The sequence below is a fragment of the Nocardia sp. NPDC003726 genome (genome assembly GCF_053586955.1).
The window spans coordinates 1-17,482 of sequence record NZ_JBSFNF010000024.1 but is presented as its reverse complement, the minus strand read 5'-3'; the positions used below and the strand labels follow the sequence as shown (position 1 = coordinate 17,482).

Annotated in this window: 16 protein-coding genes; 3 read left to right on the top strand and 13 right to left on the bottom strand. The window is 69.4% G+C overall.

What is annotated here, in order from left to right:
- Nucleotides 1–287: 287 nt before the first annotated feature.
- On the bottom strand, nucleotides 288–494 hold the full coding sequence (locus tag ACWDMM_RS26465) for a cold-shock protein (RefSeq protein WP_011206895.1): 207 nt from the start codon (nucleotides 492–494) through the stop codon (nucleotides 288–290).
- A gap of 436 nt (nucleotides 495–930) precedes the next feature.
- Between ACWDMM_RS26465 and ACWDMM_RS26460 the strand changes: the two genes are divergently transcribed.
- Complete coding sequence (locus ACWDMM_RS26460) at nucleotides 931–3,315, top strand: DEAD/DEAH box helicase (RefSeq protein ID WP_435406592.1); 2,385 nt, start codon at nucleotides 931–933, stop codon at nucleotides 3,313–3,315.
- Between the two features lie 288 nt (nucleotides 3,316–3,603).
- Here the strand turns inward: ACWDMM_RS26460 and ACWDMM_RS26455 are convergent, their stop codons facing one another.
- The 7 genes from ACWDMM_RS26455 to ssd all read right to left on the bottom strand — a co-directional run bounded on the left by ACWDMM_RS26455 (nucleotide 3,604) and on the right by ssd (nucleotide 8,962).
- The gene (locus tag ACWDMM_RS26455) at nucleotides 3,604–3,978 is read right to left on the bottom strand and encodes an Rv3654c family TadE-like protein (RefSeq protein WP_195077975.1); all 375 of its coding nucleotides are present in this window, start codon (nucleotides 3,976–3,978) and stop codon (nucleotides 3,604–3,606) included.
- Nucleotides 3,975–4,289 (bottom strand): TadE family type IV pilus minor pilin, encoded by a 315-nt coding sequence (locus tag ACWDMM_RS26450; protein ID WP_195077974.1) that lies wholly within the window; start codon nucleotides 4,287–4,289, stop codon nucleotides 3,975–3,977. The genes ACWDMM_RS26455 and ACWDMM_RS26450 overlap by 4 nt, the downstream gene beginning before the upstream one ends.
- Before the next feature lie 38 nt (nucleotides 4,290–4,327).
- Nucleotides 4,328–4,528 (bottom strand): DUF4244 domain-containing protein, encoded by a 201-nt coding sequence (locus ACWDMM_RS26445; protein ID WP_323124586.1) that lies wholly within the window; start codon nucleotides 4,526–4,528, stop codon nucleotides 4,328–4,330.
- A gap of 354 nt (nucleotides 4,529–4,882) precedes the next feature.
- Entirely contained in the window at nucleotides 4,883–5,506 is a 624-nt protein-coding gene (locus ACWDMM_RS26440; RefSeq protein ID WP_449940048.1) for a type II secretion system F family protein, read from the bottom strand.
- A gap of 360 nt (nucleotides 5,507–5,866) precedes the next feature.
- Nucleotides 5,867–6,661, bottom strand: a complete 795-nt coding sequence (locus ACWDMM_RS26435) for a type II secretion system F family protein (protein WP_449940045.1) — start codon at nucleotides 6,659–6,661, stop codon at nucleotides 5,867–5,869.
- Nucleotides 6,658–7,842, bottom strand: a complete 1,185-nt coding sequence (locus ACWDMM_RS26430; protein WP_195077971.1) for a TadA family conjugal transfer-associated ATPase — start codon at nucleotides 7,840–7,842, stop codon at nucleotides 6,658–6,660. The genes ACWDMM_RS26435 and ACWDMM_RS26430 overlap by 4 nt, the downstream gene beginning before the upstream one ends.
- 10 nt (nucleotides 7,843–7,852) lie before the next feature.
- Nucleotides 7,853–8,962, bottom strand: coding sequence for a septum site-determining protein Ssd (gene ssd / locus ACWDMM_RS26425; protein ID WP_195077970.1), 1,110 nt, complete (start codon nucleotides 8,960–8,962; stop codon nucleotides 7,853–7,855).
- Nucleotides 8,963–9,577: 615 nt separating this feature from the next.
- Here ssd and ACWDMM_RS26420 point away from each other — a divergent pair.
- Nucleotides 9,578–10,387, top strand: coding sequence for an HAD family hydrolase (locus tag ACWDMM_RS26420; RefSeq protein ID WP_195077969.1), 810 nt, complete (start codon nucleotides 9,578–9,580; stop codon nucleotides 10,385–10,387).
- A gap of 489 nt (nucleotides 10,388–10,876) precedes the next feature.
- Here ACWDMM_RS26420 and ACWDMM_RS26415 read toward each other — a convergent pair whose 3' ends face one another.
- The 5 genes from ACWDMM_RS26415 to ACWDMM_RS26395 are packed head-to-tail and all read right to left on the bottom strand — an operon-like array spanning nucleotide 10,877 to nucleotide 16,849.
- Nucleotides 10,877–11,623 (bottom strand): Fic family protein, encoded by a 747-nt coding sequence (locus tag ACWDMM_RS26415; protein WP_195077968.1) that lies wholly within the window; start codon nucleotides 11,621–11,623, stop codon nucleotides 10,877–10,879.
- 51 nt (nucleotides 11,624–11,674) lie between these two features.
- Nucleotides 11,675–13,339 (bottom strand): ABC transporter ATP-binding protein, encoded by a 1,665-nt coding sequence (locus ACWDMM_RS26410; protein ID WP_357110595.1) that lies wholly within the window; start codon nucleotides 13,337–13,339, stop codon nucleotides 11,675–11,677.
- Nucleotides 13,336–14,286: an ABC transporter permease gene (locus ACWDMM_RS26405; RefSeq protein ID WP_195077966.1), complete on the bottom strand. Its 951-nt coding sequence runs from the start codon at nucleotides 14,284–14,286 to the stop codon at nucleotides 13,336–13,338. The genes ACWDMM_RS26410 and ACWDMM_RS26405 overlap by 4 nt, the downstream gene beginning before the upstream one ends.
- A complete protein-coding gene (locus tag ACWDMM_RS26400) occupies nucleotides 14,279–15,205 on the bottom strand; it encodes an ABC transporter permease (protein ID WP_195077965.1) in 927 nt (308 codons plus the stop codon). The genes ACWDMM_RS26405 and ACWDMM_RS26400 overlap by 8 nt, the downstream gene beginning before the upstream one ends.
- A gap of 54 nt (nucleotides 15,206–15,259) precedes the next feature.
- Nucleotides 15,260–16,849 (bottom strand): peptide ABC transporter substrate-binding protein, encoded by a 1,590-nt coding sequence (locus ACWDMM_RS26395; protein ID WP_195078384.1) that lies wholly within the window; start codon nucleotides 16,847–16,849, stop codon nucleotides 15,260–15,262.
- Between the two features lie 379 nt (nucleotides 16,850–17,228).
- On the opposite strand from ACWDMM_RS26395, the gene ACWDMM_RS26390 reads away from it, so the two are divergent.
- Nucleotides 17,229–17,482: acetyl-coenzyme A synthetase N-terminal domain-containing protein (locus tag ACWDMM_RS26390; RefSeq protein ID WP_449940039.1), on the top strand; the 254-nt coding region annotated here is incomplete at its 3' end.

The following is a 17,482-nucleotide window of genomic DNA, read 5'->3' as shown; positions in this document are numbered from 1 at the left end:
CGTAGTTTCCCGCTGCGCGCGGCTGGGGCGAGCGGCTGCGACGGCTGAACGTCGCACCAGACACGTTTATACCGTGACGCCGCGTGTGGTCGAGTGCTTGCGACTCGAACCACCGAGCGTACGCCCGTGAGTTCGAATCAGTATGCCTTGCCGTTTCGCCACACCTGCGCCGCGGCATGCTCGGCGGACCGTTCCGCCGGCGCACACGGGCCGTGACTACCCCAGATATAGCTCGTCCCTCACCCCGTTGCCGGTGGTGAGGGACGAGCTGTGGATCCTTGCGCCGCTCAGCTGAGCGCACGCACTCCGGTGGCCTGCGGGCCCTTGGTGCCCTGGCCGACCTCGAACTCGACCTTCTGGTTCTCCTCGAGGGTGCGGAAACCCGAACCCTGGATCTCGGAGTAGTGGACGAAGACGTCAGCGGAGCCGTCCTCCGGCGCGATGAAGCCGAACCCCTTCTCCGCGTTGAACCACTTCACAGTTCCCTGTGCCATTCTGTTCCTTCTCTTTTCTTACCGGAACGGCGGACAACTGGGTTCGTCCACCGGGTCCGTTGTGACCGCTGTACTGTTGGTTCCCCCTGCAGGAAAGCACCAAGCACACCGTTCGCAACATCGATCCTGCTGACGGTTTGGACTTTGGATCCGTCCCTCGAACACAGAAGCTTGCGACCAGGAACCAGTGAACCATGTCTTCGGGCAATTCAACAGTCGAGTTACCGACAATTTGCAAAAAAGTTGATCTTGCGAATGCGCAGGTGAGGGACACAATGGCGGAATCCAGACTTGGGGTTCGTTTGCCTGGTGATAACCGAGTGGACGTTCGGCAAAGAAGCTGTGACCCAGGTCGCTATTGGGTATCGAAATGGCAGGTGGCGGGTCCCGGACGCACACGTTTCACACTCGCCGAGCGTGTTGCGGGGTTCGCGGCGTGAATCCACGAGACTCCGCGCTGCGCGGGCGGCCGGGAACCGAGCTCGGCTACGGGGCATCGTTGCTGAATCGTGTCCTAGCCGGGGGGCCCGACGGCGACCCACGGCTGACCCACGTGGCCGAGTTGCCCGCGCGCGCCGCCGAGCACTCCGCGTGGCCCACGTGGGCCTCGCCGGAAGTGATCGCGGCATTGCGCGAGACGGGCGTCGCCGCGCCGTGGCGCCATCAGGTGGAGACCGCCGTGGAAGCGTTCCACGGGCGGCACGTCGTCGTGAGCACGGGGACCGCCTCCGGCAAATCGCTCGGTTACCAGCTTCCGGTGCTCACCACGCTGCAAGCGGACCCGAAGGCCACCGCGTTGTATCTGTCGCCGACGAAGGCGCTCGGGGCTGATCAGCTGCGCGCGGTCGGCGCGCTGACCCACGAAGGCCCGTTGCGCGATGTCCATCCGGCCACCTACGACGGCGATACGCCCGCCGAGATCCGGCAGTGGGTACGCGCCAACGCGCGCTGGGTTTTCACCAATCCGGACATGCTCCACCTGGGCATACTTCGGTCGCACCAGCGTTGGGCGCGGGTGCTGCGCAGGCTGCGTTATGTGGTGGTGGACGAATGCCACGCCTATCGCGGTGTGTTCGGCTCGCACGTCGCGCTGGTGCTGCGCAGGCTGCGGCGGATCGCCGCACGGTACGGCGCCGACCCGGTGTTCGTGCTCTGCTCGGCGACCTCCGCCGAACCGGCGGCGGCCGCGTCGCGCCTGATCGGCGCGCCCTGCACCGCGGTCACCCGGGACGGATCACCGCGGGGGCCGCGGACGATCGCCCTCTGGGAGCCACCGTTGCTCACCACCATGACCGGCGAGAACGGCGCCCCGGTGCGCAGACCCGCCACCGCGGAGGCGGCGCGGATCATGGCGGACCTGGTGGCCGAAGGCGCGCGGACCTTGACTTTCGTGCGCTCCCGCCGGGCCGCCGAGCTGACCGCGATGGAGGCCAAGCGACTTCTGGACGAGGTCGATCCGGATCTGGCCGTGCGTGTGGCGTCCTACCGGGCGGGTTATCTCGCGGAGGATCGGCGTGAGCTGGAAGCGGCCCTGTCGGAGGGATCGCTGCTGGGCGCCGCGACCACCAGCGCGCTGGAACTCGGCGTCGACATCGCGGGACTGGATGCCGTGGTCATCTCGGGTTTTCCCGGAACGGTCGCGTCGTTCTGGCAGCAGGCCGGGCGGGCCGGACGACGCACGCAGGGGTCGCTGGTGCTGCTGGTGGCGCGGGACGATCCGTTGGACACCTACCTGGTTCACCACCCGGAAGCGCTGCTCGGCAAGCCCGTCGAGGCCACCATCACCGATCCGCGCAATCCCTACGTGCTGGGTCCGCAACTGCTGTGCGCCGCACTGGAGCTGCCGCTGACCGACGCGGAGGTGGACGAGCTCGGCGCGCGCGAAGTGCTGGCGCAATTGACCGCGAAAGGGCTGATCAGGCGGCGTGGAGCGGGAGAAAGCGCACGCTGGTACGTGACCGCGGAGACGCAGCCGCACGACGCGGTGGACGTCCGAGGTGGGATCGGCGCCCCGGTGGCCATCGTGGACGGCGAGACCGGCAGGCTGCTCGGCACCGCCGATGCGCGCCGGGCGGGGGCGACGCTGCACCCGGGCGCCGTGCACCTGCACCAGGGCGAGACGTACGTGGTCGACGAGCTGGATCTCGACGACGGCGTCGCCTTCGTGCACGCCGCGGAGCCCGGGTGGACCACCAGTGCGCGCCAGGTGACCTCGATCGTCATCGACGCGGTCACCGAGCGACGCGCCCACGGTCACGTGACGGCCGGCTTGGCGCGGGTACGGGTCACCAGCCAGGTGATCGGCTATCTGCGCACGCTGATCACCGGCGAAGTACTCGACCTGGTCGAACTCGACCTGCCGCCGCAGACCCTGCCTACCAGGGCGGTCATGTACACGGTGACACCCGAACTGCTGGCGCTTGCGGGGATCGAACCCCAGGATGTCCCCGGAGCGCTGCACGCGGCCGAGCACGCGGCCATCGGCCTGTTGCCCCTGGTGGCCACCTGTGACCGGTGGGACATCGGCGGTGTATCCACCGCCGAACATCCGGATACCGGCCTGCCCACCGTCTTCGTCTACGACGGCCAAGCCGGTGGAGCGGGATTCGCCGAGCGCGGCTTCGCCCGACTGCGGCAGTGGCTCACGGCCACCCTGTCGGCCATCGAGTCGTGCGGCTGCGCGGCGGGCTGCCCGTCTTGCGTCCAGTCACCCAAGTGCGGCAACGGGAACCACCCGCTGGACAAGGCGGCAGCGGAACGCCTGCTCACCGCCGTGCTCGCCGAACTGTCCGCCGGTGCGGACGTCCCGCTCGATTCGTGACGACGCAGAGCCGGACATGTGACCAATTGTCGACCTTGCCAGCGCGCACGCTGGGAAGGCTGGGATACCTCCCAGTGGAATGACACCGCTTCACCCCTGACGAATAAAAAGGAATAGATTCATGTTAACTAGACTATTGCCACCACCCCGATTGCGGACATGCGCATTCCTTCGTTTTCCATATCCGGCTCGCGCGGGTAATTCCGCGAGCCCGCTGATAAACCGGCCGGTAAATTTCCGATTTCCGCTACTGGAAGCGACGCGGAGCCTACCGTGTATCGAACTCCTTCACTCTTCAACCGGTCCGGCCCGCGCGCTCGCCCGAACGATCCGATCGCCATACAGACCTATTGGTACATTCCTTTCCACCGCCACGGTGGCGTCCCACTGCGCCGCCTCGCAAACACGGATTCGCGTGCCCATCCGCCGCGCCACCCGGTCCGCCTCATCACATGCGGCTTCGACGCCATCGACCAAGGCGCCCGCCGCGGTCAGCGCCGCCAGATCGGCGGCCGCCTGCGCCCGATGCCGCGCCACGACCACGGCTCCCACCTGCGCGATCAACAGCGTCACCCCGATCAGGGCCACCAGCGCCGAGCATGCGAACACGGTGGCCAACCCCTGCTCGTCGCGCCGCAGCGCGGAGAACGCACACCCCCTCATTCGGTGGCTCCGGGCTCGAGGGTCGCGACCGCCTCCGCGCGCAGGGTGAGCAGCGGCAGAAGCGGGGTGCGTGCGGAAACCACGGCAATCGCGCGAGCGCCCTCGATGCGGACGGTGATGCCGGCCGATGGCGGGGCGATGCGCTCGGCCGCTGGACGGGCGTTTGCGTGATCGCCCCGTGCGCTCAGGCGGGCGGCCTCGCGGGCGGCGTCGACACAGCGGACCTGCGCCGACGCCGCCAGCAGAGCCCCGAGGCAGAGCACTACGGTGGCGACGACCGAGATCAGGGCGAGCGCCGCCTCGATCGTCACCCCTCCCCGATCGTCCCCGAGCCTCGGTGCGGCAACGGCTACACCGCTGTGTTCAGCGCCCGGTCGATGATCTTCGTCAGCGCGTTGACGATGCTGTCGCCCGTCACCACCCCGTACAGCACGGCGCCGAACGCCGCCGCCGCGATCGTGCCGATCGCGTACTCCGCCGTGCTCATGCCGTCCTCCGCGACCATCGCCCGTAGCGTTCGCGCGCGCAGGCTCATATATACAGCCCGCATCTTGCGGCCCACGGACTTCGCGACCCCCTGGATACGCACCCGATTCCTCCTTTCCGGCCCGTGCGGCCGATCCGCACGAGCACGCCTTCTCCGATGCAGTGCGCGCGGCCGCCCGAACACGGTCTCGATCGCTTCGGTCCGCAACGGACCGCAAGCGCGCGCCGAGCAGCGGCAGCGCCGGGGCGTGGCCCGCTGTCCTGACGAACGTGGGCCCGCCCGTGCGCCCTTCTCCCGATGCGATCCGAGGGATGGCCCCGCGCGAGGGTCGTCCGACCGCCGGCCCTCGAATCTGCGCGATGGGCCCGCGCGAACGCCTCCACACCATGGGCGGCACGGTCAGAGCCTGGGGCGCGGTTACAGCAGGCCACCATCGAGCACCTGGCCCGCCAAGCCGATCACCACCGGCACTATGCCGAGGCAGACGAAGGCCGGGAGGAAGCACAGTCCCAGCGGGCCGCCGATGAGGACGCCCGCACGCTCCGCCTTCGCGGCGGCGAAGTCCTCGACCGCGGCTCTGCGCTGCTCGGCCAGCTCGGTCACCGCTGCCGCCAGCGACGACCCGGACCGCGCCGAACGGCGCGCCATCCGGGCCAGCGACTCGATCTCCTTGGCCCCGGGACGTCCATCCGCATCCCGCGCCACCTGTTGCCAGGCCACGGCCGCATCGGCGCCCAACGCGAGCAGGTCCGCGGCCCGCCGCAGTGCTTCGCCGAGCGGTTCCGGTGCTTCGGGCGCCACTGCGCGCGCCGCGCCCGCCATCGGCAGCCCGGCACGCAGACAGGCGGCAAGCAGGTCGAGAACCGAGGCGACAGCCAGCGGATCGGGCGCCTGATTCGCACGGCGCGGCGCATCGGCCGGCGCCTTGTGTGTCCGGCCGAGAGCTCGCAATCGCCTGCTCACGGCAACCCGTCCTGGCACCGTCGCGAGCGCGGCTGCCACCAGCAGCAATGACAGTGCCGCCCCAGGTGTGAACGCCATCGTCAGCCTTCCTCAGCGATCCTGTTGTGCGACGACCTCGTACGCGCCCCGCCGTCGGGCCGCGTGACGGCACACCGCACGCCTCCGGCACGCCTGCGCCTGCACGTGCCGGGCTTCCCAGCGCGAGGGCGGCGGCACGCAGGCGACCGCCGAAGAGCCGACCGACGCTGCGGACCAGCATTCGCCGCAGTCCAAGAGCCTCCCCCGGACGACGACTTCGCCGCGCCGCACCACGCGCGGATACGGCAGACACAACCCTTGGAACCGGCGTGCCCGCAAACCGCCCTTCCTCGCCGACCGAAACCGGCCTCGTGTGCGGAAACTGTTCCGACCGTCCTCGGACCGCCATCGGAAATAACCTCATAGCAACACCTTTCGAGTGATGGCGTCGGTCCACAGCAAGCCGGCGCAAGCCATGCCTGCGCCGAGCGGCAACAGCACCGCCCCTGCGGACGAGGCGAACAGAACGTGCAGCGGCGCGGCGCCCATCAGGTGGCCGAGGGCGATGCCGAGCAGCGGCAAGCCCGCCAAGACCGCCGCGGTGGCCCGTGCGCCGGCCAGCGCCGCGGTGGTGCGGCCATGGAATCGAAGACGCCCCGCGAGATCGGTCCGCGCCGCCGACAGCAACTCGGCCAGGGCCAAGCCGTGCCGCTCGGCCACCTGCCACGCCCCGGCGACTCGGGAAAGTTCCACGGCGATCGGCGAACCCGGCCTGCGCAGACCCTCCGCCGCCGAGCCACCGAGTCGGCTGCGGGCGGCGCCGACGGTGAACGCGCGGGCCGACTCGCCCCATCCCTCGCGTGCGGCGGTCTCGGCGGCGGCGCTCGGATGCGCCCCCACCCGCAACTCCGCGATCACCGCCTCCAAGGCATCGAGCAGGTGGCCTTGCTCGGCCTTCCTGCGCCGCTCGCCTGCCGCCCGGCGCGTTCGGAACTCGGCCGTTCCGGCGACCAGGCCGGCCGCGAGGAAAGGGCCTGCGCCGAAGAGGATGAGCACACTCACGACGCCCGCGCCGGCACAAACGCGAAAAATCATGGCTTTGCCCGGCATTCGATACTCGGCCCGCCCGGTGAACAACTGCCCGAACCGCCGGTGCGACCGGGGCGCGGGGACCATGACCAACGCCAGCGCCAGACACAACACCGCGCCGCTCACCGGTCCAGCCGTTCCGCGAGCAGCGTGGACAGGTCCGCTGCGGCGGGGGCCGCACCGGTGGCATGCCAGGCGGGCGTGATCCGCACGCTCCCATCGCCGGTGCGGTGCACGAGCCCGACCTCGCGCAGCCCGCGCGAGCCGTCGGATCGGCGGTGCACGTGCAGGACGACCTGCACCGCCGCGGCGAGTTGACTGTGCAGAGCCGCTCGATCCATGCCGCCGAGAGCGGCGAGAGCCTCGAGCCGGGCGGGGACTTCCTGTGGCGAGTTGGCGTGCACGGTGCCCGCCCCGCCGTCGTGTCCGGTGTTCAACGCGGTCAGCAAGTCGACCACCTCGGCGCCCCTGACCTCGCCGACCACGATCCGGTCCGGCCGCATGCGCAGCGCTTGCCGGACCAAGTCACGCACGCTGACCTCGCCGACGCCTTCGACGTTCGCGGTCCTGGCCACCAGCCGGACCACGTGCGGATGCGGTGGCGCGAGTTCCGCCGCGTCCTCGACGCAGACGATCCGCTCGGCCGGGTCCACCGTGGCGAGCAGGCCGGACAGCAGCGTCGTCTTCCCCGCGCCGGTGCCGCCGACGACGAGAAACGCCAGCCTCGCCCGGACTATCCGTTCCAGCAGTCGTTTCGCGTCGGCGGGCACCGAACCAGCCGCGGCGAGCGCATCGAGCCCCTGGGTGGCCGGACGGAGTACGCGCAACGACAGGCAGGTGCCGCCATGCGAGACGGGCGCGAGGACGGCATGCAGGCGGACGCCGAACGAATCACCCGATACCGCACCGGTTCCGGTCAGCCTGCCGTCCACCCACGGTTGCGCGTCGTCGAGTCGTCGTCCCGCCGACAGGGCCAGGCGCTGGGCCAGCCGCCGGACCGCGGCCTCGTCGGAGAAGGTGATCGAGGTCTTCTCCAGTCCATGCCCGCGATCGATCCACACCGCGTCCGGACCCGTCACCAGGACGTCGGCGACATGGGGATCGTGCAGCAGCGGCTCGAGTACGCCCGCGCCGGTGAGTTCGGTCTGCAACAGCCGCAGGGCACGCAGCAGGTCGGTGTCGCCGAGCACCCCGCCCGCTTCGGCCCGGATCGCCGCGGCCACCTGCGCCGGATCCGGGTCGCCCGTCTCGCCCGCCAGGCGCTCCCGTACCCGGTCCAGCAGTTCGCTGGTCAGTATCGCGCTCATCTCCCCCTCCTCAGCGCCTCTGCCCCGGTGGTGCGCTCAGTACGCCGAGCACGGCGTCGGCGGCGTCGCGCAGCGGCCCACGGCGGCTCACCGACATCCCGCCGCGCTCCAGCCGGTGCGCGAGACCGGTCTGGGCGCGGACGGCGGCGAGCAGCGGGAGATCGAGCACTTCGGCGACCTCGGCTGCGCGCAGGCCGCCGGGCGCAGGGCCGCGAACGATCAGGCCCTGGTTCGGGTTTCGCCGCGCGATATGGGCGGACACCGCTTCGGCGGCGGCGACCGCCCGCAGCCGCGCCGGGACGACCAGAACCACGAGGTCCGCCGAGTCGAGCATCTGGTCGGCATGCGGTCCGCGCTCACCGGAAACATCGCAAACTACGAAATCGCCTGCGGCACGGCCTGCTTCGATGACAGCGCGAACCGCGGGCGCGCCGAGCTCCCGTGGCAATCGTCCCGCACCGCAGCGCCCGCAGGACAGCACCGCGAGTCCCTGCGCCACGACGGGCAGGGCGCCGTGCAGCGCGGTCGCGGACACGCGGCCGTCCTCCACCACCAGGTCGGGCCAGCGCAGGCCAGCCGCGTTCTCGATACCGAGCAGCAGGTCGAGGCCGCCGGCGAAGGGTGCGCCATCGACCAGCAAGGTCTCGCGCCGGAACCCCTCCGCGGCGGCGCGCAACGCGACCGCGGCGGCGAGGATGGACGCTCCCGCCCCGCCGCCCGCGCCGACCACGGCGACCACCACGCCGTCACCCGCACGCAGCTCGCCATACTCAGCAAACATCTCGATAAGCCCCACCGCCGCGCCGGGCAGTGCGATAGCCCGCTCCGCGCCGACCGCGGCAGCGGCCTGCCAGTCGAGCAACCCTGGTTCACCGTCGGTTACCACTACGACGCCGGCACGGCGCAGGTAGCCCGCGGCCGCCGCTTCGCGCGCCGCGTCGGTGTCCAGGATCACCAGCGGGGCGCCTGTCCAGGCATGTCGGCCGACGGGCCGGGACCGCTCGTCGAGCGGCCGTTCGGCGGCCGCCGCGATACGCCGGACTTCGTCGCGCAGGCGGTCGTCATCGATGAGCACGAGGGCGGGCGCAGGGCCGCCCGGCTCCGATGCGTCGAGGTTCATGCAGGTCAGCGTCGCTGAACGCGGAGAGGGACAGAAGGGGCGATGTGCCGAATGTGGACAACTCCGGGGTTGTGGACAACCAAGCCGACTCGGCGCCCTGCCACACTGTCCCTGAAATAGAGGACGGCCCCAGCCGGGGGGGGAGGAGGCTGGGGCCGTCGGGTTCAGCCCCGGGGGGTCGGGCTGAACGCGCCTGGACCATGTCCAGGTGCCAGCAATACTACACCCAAGCCCCGGCCACAACGCAAGTCTGCCGACGGACATCTTTGTGGCCGTCGTGGCTTCGGCGTCTGCGGGGCAAACCTCGGCGCCGCGCCGTCCGCAGCCGCGCCACCGCACGCGCCACTCGTGCCGACCGGCGGCGTCGCGGTCCGGCCGCCGCCTATCCGTCGCCGATCGAAGGGCAGCGCGGCCACAGAAGAGGCGCGGCGGGGCGGATCCGCCCGTTCACCGGGCCACGCCTGGCGCCACAGGGGAAGCACGCGCGCCGAACGTTGTGGCTGCCATTCCTCTCCCGCGTGCGGCCGGTCCACCACCGGGCGCGACCGCTCCCGAAGCCGCACCACGGCCGACGCCCGGCCGAGCGGATGCCATACCGCCGCCTATCCTGATCGAGTGGACAAGCCAGCCACTACCGGCGGACGCGTCGCGGCCTTCTTCGATCTCGACAAGACCGTGATCGCGAAATCCAGCACGTTCGTGTTCAGCAAGCCGTTCTACGCACAGGGGCTGCTGAATCGCCGCGCCGTCCTGGAGAGCAGTTACGCCCACTTCCTGTTCCTGCTCTCCGGCGCCGACCACGACCAGATGGAACGGATGCGCGCCCACCTGACCAGCATGTGCGCGGGCTGGGACGTCGAACAGGTGAAATCCATTGTGGCCGAGACGCTGCACGAGCTGGTCGATCCGCTGATCTACGCCGAGGCGGCCGACTTGATCGCCGACCACAAGATCCGGGGGCACGACGTGGTGATCGTCTCGGCCTCCGGCGAGGAGATCGTCGGTCCGATCGCCGAAGCGCTCGGCGCTTCCCATACCGCCGCCACCCGGATGGTCGTGGCGGACGGAAAGTACACCGGCGAGGTGGAGTTCTACTGCTACGGCGAAGGCAAGGTCACCGCGATCGAGAAACTCGCCGCCAGCGAGGGGTACGACCTGTCCCGCTGCTACGCCTACTCCGACTCGATCACCGACCTGCCGCTGCTCGGCGCGGTGGGGCATCCCACCGCGGTCAACCCGGATCGCAATCTGCGCCGCGAGGCGACCGTGCGCGGCTGGCCGGTCCTGACCTTCTCCAACCCGGTGTCACTGTGGTCGCGCTTCCAGGCGCCGTCCTCGACGACGCTCGCGGCCACGGCAGCGGTCGGCGTGAGCGCCGTGCTCGCCGGAGCGATCAGCTACCGGATGTTGCGCCGCAAGCGCTGAGATCCGGACGCGGGAGCGTCCCGCCCGAGACGCGGTCGCTGGACGATTGCGGGGGCTTCGCCGCCTGAACAGGCGGTGCGGCGGACCAGGCATTTAACCACGAAACGCCGACAAACACGCCGATTATTCAATGTTTTGCGACCACTTGATGTGAGTGCAGTCACAGTGTAGAAAGGTAACTACGGAAGGGCGGAAGGCCAAGGCAGCACCGGAAGAGAAGGTACTGTCTCCCGACTGTTCTTCCCAGCACGGGCACCAGGCACCCACGCGGAGCGCGCCGCGACAAGGGCAGAAGCGTTGTGGGCCTGCGAAATTCGGATAGTCGACGGCGAAGGCCTCGCACAGGTTGCGGGGATGAACCGGCCGATGTTCGGATTGTCGCCGAGGCCGCAGAACACAACCCACCTAGCACGCTTGGTAACCGGGTAGTCCGTGCTAGCGGGCGGTGAGGTCACAGACAACGCCGCCCGCTTTGATGTGTTCGGGGGGTTATCCCGCCGCCGAGTCGGCGATCGATGTGGCCTCGCGGGCGCCGTCCTCGAACGCCCCGCAGCAGAAGATCACCCAGCCGCCGACGGCCTCCGGGTCCCCGGTCCCGAACCCCGCGGCCGCGTCGAGGTACGCCTGCCGCCTGCGCAACCAGAACACCTCCGGCACGCCGAGGCTGTGCGGGTCCAGCCCACTCGACACCGCGACCAGCCGGGACGCCGCCCGCGCCACCACGCCGTCGGCCGTTCCGAACGGTCGCAACGCCAGTAGCTCGCCGTGTACCACGGCGGCGAGCACCGGCGCGGGCGCTCGCGAACCGACCACCGTCTGCGCCAGCAGATCCAGCCGCTGCGCCACACCCGCGTCGCCGCGCGGCCTGCCGAGCGACTCCTCCTGCCGCACCAGATCGGCCGCGGCCAGCAGATGCAGCCGCGCCAGCGCCTGCAACGGAGCCCGTTCCCAGGTGCTCACCAGATTCCGCAGCGCGTCTGCGTCCAACGCCTGCCCGACGCGCAGCGAGCCGGCCAGGATCGGATCGGCCACGCGGCCGTCGGCGGGAATGTCCGTGCTGCCGCCGTCGATGGCCGCCGAGGATCTGGCCGCGCGCACCGCGGCCTCGGCCGCCGTGGTCGGCCACCCACGCCGGTTCGCTTTGTGCCGGTGCACCTCGGCGAGCGCGTCGCGGGCACGGTCGGCCGCGTCCCGGACACCGGGGAGATCGACGAGAGGCTGTAGCGGATCGGTCACGGCATACGAGGCTACTTGCGCACGCGCGGACCGATCCGCGCGCCCGGCCCGCTATCCGGCCAGCAGATCGCGTCCCGGAATCGCGTCGAGCAGCTTGCGGGTGTATTCCTGCTGGGGACGGTCGAACACTTCGTCGGTCGTCGCCGCCTCGACCACCTCGCCGCGCCGCATGACGAGCACGTCGTCGGCGATCTGCCGCACCACGGCCAGATCGTGCGTGATGAACAGGTACGCCAGCCCGAGCTCGGCCTGCAGCTCGTTGAGCAGCCCCAGGATCTGGGCCTGCACCAGCACGTCGAGCGCGGACACCGCCTCGTCGCACACCACCACCTCGGGCCGCAGGGCGAGCGCCCGCGCGACCGCGACGCGCTGACGCTGCCCTCCGGACAACTCGCTGGGGTAGCGCCGCAGCACCCCGGCGGGCAGCGCGACCTTGTCGAGCAGTTCCCGCACGGTCGCCTCGCGTTCCTCGGCGGTTCCGATCCGATGGGTGCGCAACGGCTCCTCGATGGTCCGGTAGATCGTGTACATCGGGTCGAGAGAGCCGTAGGGGTCCTGGAAGATCGGCTGCACTCGCCGCCGGAACGCAAAGGCGCTCTGCCGGTCCAGGGTGGCCACGTCTTTGCCGTCGAACGTGACCGTGCCGGAGGTGGGTGCGAGCAGTCCGAGCACCATCTGCGCCACCGTCGTCTTGCCCGAACCGGATTCGCCGACGATCGCCGTGGTCGATCCGCGCCGCAGCCGGAACGACACATCGTCCACCGCGACGAACTCGGTCGACTTCCACGGCGCGCGATCGCGAACGCGGAACGTTTTCCTCAGGCGCTCGGCTACCAGCACGTCGTCCGTTTCCGCGGCGACCTGCACGGCCTGCGCGTGGATCTCGGCCCGGCGCCGCACCGCCGACCGCCGTCGCGCGGCCAGCGACGGCGCCGAACTCACCAACCGCTTGGTGTACAGATGCTGGGGATCACGCAGAATCCGCAAGGCGGGCCCGGACTCCACGACGCGGCCGCGATACATCACCACCAGGTGCTCGGCCCGCTCCGCCGCCAAGCCCAGGTCGTGGGTGATCAGCAGCACCGCGGTGCCGAGTTCGGCGGTGAGCCGTTCGAGATGGTCGAGGATCTGCCGCTGCACGGTCACGTCGAGCGCCGAGGTCGGCTCGTCGGCGATGAGCAGTTTGGGCCGGCAGGACAGGCCGATGGCGATCAGCGCGCGCTGGCGCATGCCGCCGGAGAACTCGTGCGGATATTGGTGCACGCGTCGTTCGGCGTCGGGCATGCCCGCTTCCGCGAGCAGCTCCACCGCTCGCCGCTCGGCGGCTTTCCCCTTCGCGATGCCGTTGGCCTCCAGCGTCTCGCGAATCTGGAAGCCGATCTTCCACACCGGATTCAGGTTCGACATCGGGTCCTGCGGGACCAGGCCGATGCCGCTGCCACGGACCGCGACAATCTCTCGTTTCGAGGCCGCCGTGAGTTCCTTGCCGTCGAACCTGATCGAGCCGGAGGTGATCCGGCCCGTGCCGGGCAGCAGATCGATGATCGCGTGGGCGGTGGTCGACTTCCCCGAACCCGACTCACCGACGATGGCCACGGTCTGCCCCGGATAGACCGACAGGCTCACACCCCGGACCGCGGGCGCGGGCTTGCCGTCGGCGGTGAAGCTCACGTTCAGATCGGTGATCTCCAGCAGCGGCCGGTCGCCCTCGCTCATCGCTTCCTCGCTTTCGGATCGAGGGCGTCGCGCACGGCGTCACCCAGCATGATGAAGCTCAGCACGGTCAGCGCCAGCGCCGTCGCCGGATAGAACAGGATGGGCGAGGTGCGGATCTCCTTCTGCCCGGTGGCGATGTCCGCGCCCCAGGACACCACGGTGCGCGGCAGACCGACGCCGAGATACGACAGCGTGGCCTCGGTGACGATGAAAACGCCCAGCCACAGTGTGGTCACCACGATCAGCGGCCCCGCCGCGTTGGGCAGCACGTGGCGCAAGAGCGTCTGGATTCTGGAGACGCCCAATGCTTTCGCCGCCGTGACGTAGTCGCTGTTCTTCGCTTGGATCACAGCGCCGCGGGCGATCCGCGCCGCCTGCGGCCAAGTGAACAAGGCGAGGATGACGATCACGGTCCAAACCGTGCGGGCGTCCAGCAGCTGCATGATCACGATCGCGGCCAGCATCAACGGAATCGCGTAGAAGATCTCCGCGATCCGGGAGACGACCGAGTCCAGCGGCCCGCCGTAGAAGCCCGCCAGCGCCCCGAGCGTTCCCCCGATCAGCACGAACAGCAAGGTCGCGCCGACTCCGGCGAGCACGGAAGCCCTGGCTCCGTAGAGGGTGCGGGCGTAGATGTCGCATCCTTGCTTGTCGAATCCGAACGGGTGGCCCGCGCTGCGCGGGTCCATGCTGAAGTCGCCGTTGCAGTACCGGGGGTCCTGATCGGTGAACAGTCCCGGCCAGATCACCACGATCAGCACGAACACGATCAGTACGGCCGCGACGACGAAGATGGGGTTGCGCCGCAGCTGTCGCCACGCGTCGCGCCAGAGCCCCGACGGCGCTCCGGCATCCAGGACGGCGTCGGTGGCCAGCACCTCGACCTCGTCGGGCGGCGCGACGAAGTGCTCCTGGCCGCGGCGCGGGCCCTCGGTGGGGTCAGGCATAGCGGATCCTCGGATCGAGTGCGGCGTAGAGCAGGTCGACGATCAGGTTGGTGAGCAGGAAGATGACGATCAGCACCGTGACGAAGGAGACGACGGTCGGGGGCTCGCCCCTGGTGATGGCCTGGTAGAGCGTGCCGCCCACGCCGGGGATGTTGAAGATGCCCTCGGTGACGATCGCGCCGCCCATCAGTGCGCCCAGATCGGCGCCGACGAACGTGACCACCGGAATCATCGAGTTACGCAGGATGTGCACGATCACCACCCGTGGCCTGCCCAGACCTTTGGCGGTCGCGGTGCGCACGTAGTCGGCGGACATGTTCTCCGCCACGGAATTCCGGGTCAAGCGCAGGACGTAGGCGAACGACAGCGAGCCGAGCACGAACGCGGGCACCAGCAGTTCGCCGACGGTCGCCTTCCCGGAGACGGTCACGGGCGCGATCCCCCACTTCACACCCAGCAGGAACTGCGCGAGGAAGCCGACCACGAAGACCGGAACGGCGATCACGACCAGGCTGACCACGAGCATCGCCGAGTCGAACAGCTTGCCTTTGCGCAGCCCGGCGACCAGCCCGAACAGCACGCCGAACACGGACTCGATCAGCACCGCCATGAACGCCAGTTTCAGCGTGATCGGGAACGCGCGCGCGAGTTCGTCGCGCACCGGCCGGCCGGAGAACGCCGTGCCGAAGTCCAGCGTCACGATGCCCTTCAGATACAGCAGGTACTGCACGAGGAAGGGCTGGTCGAGGTGGTAGCGAGCCCGCAGTTGCGCCTCCACCGCGGGCGTCATGGGCTTGTCCCCGGCCAGCGCGTGAATCGGGTCGCCCGGCACGAGGAACACCAAGGCGTAGACGAGCAGGGTCGCACCGAGGAACACGGGGATCATCTGAAGCAGACGCCGCCCGACATACCAGGCCATTTCGCCTCCTGAACAGGACCGCCGAGCGTCCGGCGGACGCCAGGCGGCCGGCGGCTACTTCTCGATGTTCTCGAAGTCGAACAGACCGTTCCAGGCGAGTTCGGCTTTGCGCACCCGGTCGGAGCGACCCGCGGCGGCCACGTAGTCGAACACCGGGATGTCGGCCAGATCCTTGATCAGCAGGGCCTGGGCCTGCGCGATGATCTTGTAGGACTCGTCCTGGCTCGGCGCGGCCAGGGCGGCGTCGAGCAGGCGGTCGAATTCCTGGCTCTTGTAGTCGACGTTGTTGGTGTCGGAGTAGCTGTAGTACTGCGAGGTGAGGAACTGCAGCATGGTCGGGTAATCACCCTGCCAGCCGTAGCGGAAGGCTTTGTTGATGGTGTGCGCGTTGACCTCGTCGCGGATGTTCTTGAACGTCGGGTACGGCACGCCGATAGCGTCGATGCCGAGGGTGTTCTTGACGCTGTTGGCCACCGCCTCCACCCAGGCCTGGTGGCCGCCGTCGGAGTTGTAGGCGATCTCGTAGCGGCCCGACCACGGCGCGATCGCGTCGGCCTGCGCCCAGACCTTCTCGGCCTCGTCGGGGTTGTACTTCAGCACCTCGGAGCCGGGCAGGTTCGGGTCGAAGCCGGGCAGCGTGCTCGCGGTGAAATCGCGCGCGGGGATCCGGGTGCCGTGGAAGATGTTCTGCGCGATCTGTTCCCGGTTGATCGCCATCGAGATCGCCCTGCGCCGCAGCAGCCCTTCCTGGCCTGCGAAGTGCGCGACGTTGGATTGGATGCCGATGTGCTGGTTCTGGGCGGTGGGCTTGGTGATCGCGCGGTCGCCGAGATCCTGTTCGTAGGAGGTGAGCGCGCTGTCGGGCACGGTGTCGAGCGCGTCCAGGTTGCCCGCCTGCAGATCCGCGTAGGCGGTGTCGAAGGACTGATACATCACGAATCGCAGCCCTTTGTTCTTCGCCGGACGACCGCCGGGATAGTCCGGGTTGGGCACCAGGTCGATCTTGACGTTGTGCTCCCACGCCCCGGGCCTGGCGAATTTGTAGGGCCCGTTGCCGATCGGGTTCTCCCCGAACGCTTTCATGTCCTTGAACGCCGCCTCCGGCAGCGGATAGAACGGCGCGTACCCGAGTTCGGTTTCGAAATCGATCGATGGCGCCTTCAGTTCGATGGTGAAGGTCCGGTCGTCGATCACCTTCAGACCCGACATCGTCTGTGCCGTCGGCTTTTCCGCGGACACCTCGTCGAAACCGACGATGGGACCGAACACGTAGCTCTGCAACTGCGCGTTGCCGCCGAGTGCGCCGTAGTTCCAGGCATCGACGAACGACTTCGCCGTCACGGGCGTGCCGTCGGTGAACTTCCAGCCGGGTTTGATGGTCACCCGGTAGTTCTTCCGATCCGTGGTCTGGATCGACTCCGCCATCTCGTCGTGTGCTTTACCGTCGGCGTCGTAGTACTTCAAGCCCGCGAACAGCCGGTCGACCACGCGCCCGCCCATGTTCTCGTTGGTGTTGGTGGGCACCAACGGATTCTGCGGCTCACCGCCGTTGACGGTGACGATGTCGGCGTCGGCCCCGTCGCCCGAGGAACATGCGGACAGCCCGAGGGTCGTGGCCAGCACGACTGCCGCCGTCAGCGCCATCGCTCTGTGGAATCTCAACGCGTCCTCCCGGTGCGAGAAGGGGGGAGCCGATCGGCACCCGCGGGAGGCCCGTCAGCGCACGCCGACACGATCCCCCTGTGTGGTTGGCAGAGTAGCCACCGGCGCGGGCACTGTCACCTGATTGATCCGAGTTCGTCGCACTTGTTACCGATCCGGCAACACTGCCGAAACACCTCGAGTTCGGTGCGGAAACGTCCCCGCGGCCGGAATATCGCCTTCGTCGAGGCGACCTTCTCGAACCGACGCGCGGCGGCGGAACCCGGTCGGCACACCCCACGCGGTATGGGTCACAGTTTATTACTGTCGAACTTGGCTGCGTCGAATCGTGCGCTCAGGCTACGTGGAAAGAAGAGACGAGATGACTGAAACCAGCGCCGACCACCGGGACTCGTACCCGCCGACCGCGGAGTTCGCCGCCCAGGCGAACGCGAGCGCGGCGCTCTACGAGCGGGCGGCGGCCGATCGCGACGCGTTCTGGGCCGAGCAGGCCCGGCGGCTGCACTGGGACGAACCGTTCACCCAGGTGCTGGATTGGAGCGAAGCGCCGGTGGCGAAGTGGTTCGTCGGCGGCAAGCTCAACGTCGCCTACAACTGCGTGGACCGCCACGTCCT

What these genes read in the sequence shown, in the direction of transcription:
- ACWDMM_RS26465 (WP_011206895.1), bottom strand. Translation starts at nt 494, where the DNA reads ATGGCACAGGGAACTGTGAAGTGGTTCAACGCGGAGAAGGGGTTCGGC.
- ACWDMM_RS26455 (WP_195077975.1), bottom strand. Translation starts at nt 3,978, where the DNA reads ATGAGGGGGTGTGCGTTCTCCGCGCTGCGGCGCGACGAGCAGGGGTTG.
- ACWDMM_RS26445 (WP_323124586.1), bottom strand. Translation starts at nt 4,528, where the DNA reads ATGCGGGCTGTATATATGAGCCTGCGCGCGCGAACGCTACGGGCGATG.
- ACWDMM_RS26440 (WP_449940048.1), bottom strand. Translation starts at nt 5,506, where the DNA reads ATGGCGTTCACACCTGGGGCGGCACTGTCATTGCTGCTGGTGGCAGCC.
- ACWDMM_RS26430 (WP_195077971.1), bottom strand. Translation starts at nt 7,842, where the DNA reads ATGAGCGCGATACTGACCAGCGAACTGCTGGACCGGGTACGGGAGCGC.
- ssd (WP_195077970.1), bottom strand. Translation starts at nt 8,962, where the DNA reads ATGAACCTCGACGCATCGGAGCCGGGCGGCCCTGCGCCCGCCCTCGTG.
- ACWDMM_RS26410 (WP_357110595.1), bottom strand. Translation starts at nt 13,339, where the DNA reads ATGAGCGAGGGCGACCGGCCGCTGCTGGAGATCACCGATCTGAACGTG.
- ACWDMM_RS26405 (WP_195077966.1), bottom strand. Translation starts at nt 14,286, where the DNA reads ATGCCTGACCCCACCGAGGGCCCGCGCCGCGGCCAGGAGCACTTCGTC.
- ACWDMM_RS26400 (WP_195077965.1), bottom strand. Translation starts at nt 15,205, where the DNA reads ATGGCCTGGTATGTCGGGCGGCGTCTGCTTCAGATGATCCCCGTGTTC.
- ACWDMM_RS26395 (WP_195078384.1), bottom strand. Translation starts at nt 16,849, where the DNA reads ATGGCGCTGACGGCGGCAGTCGTGCTGGCCACGACCCTCGGGCTGTCC.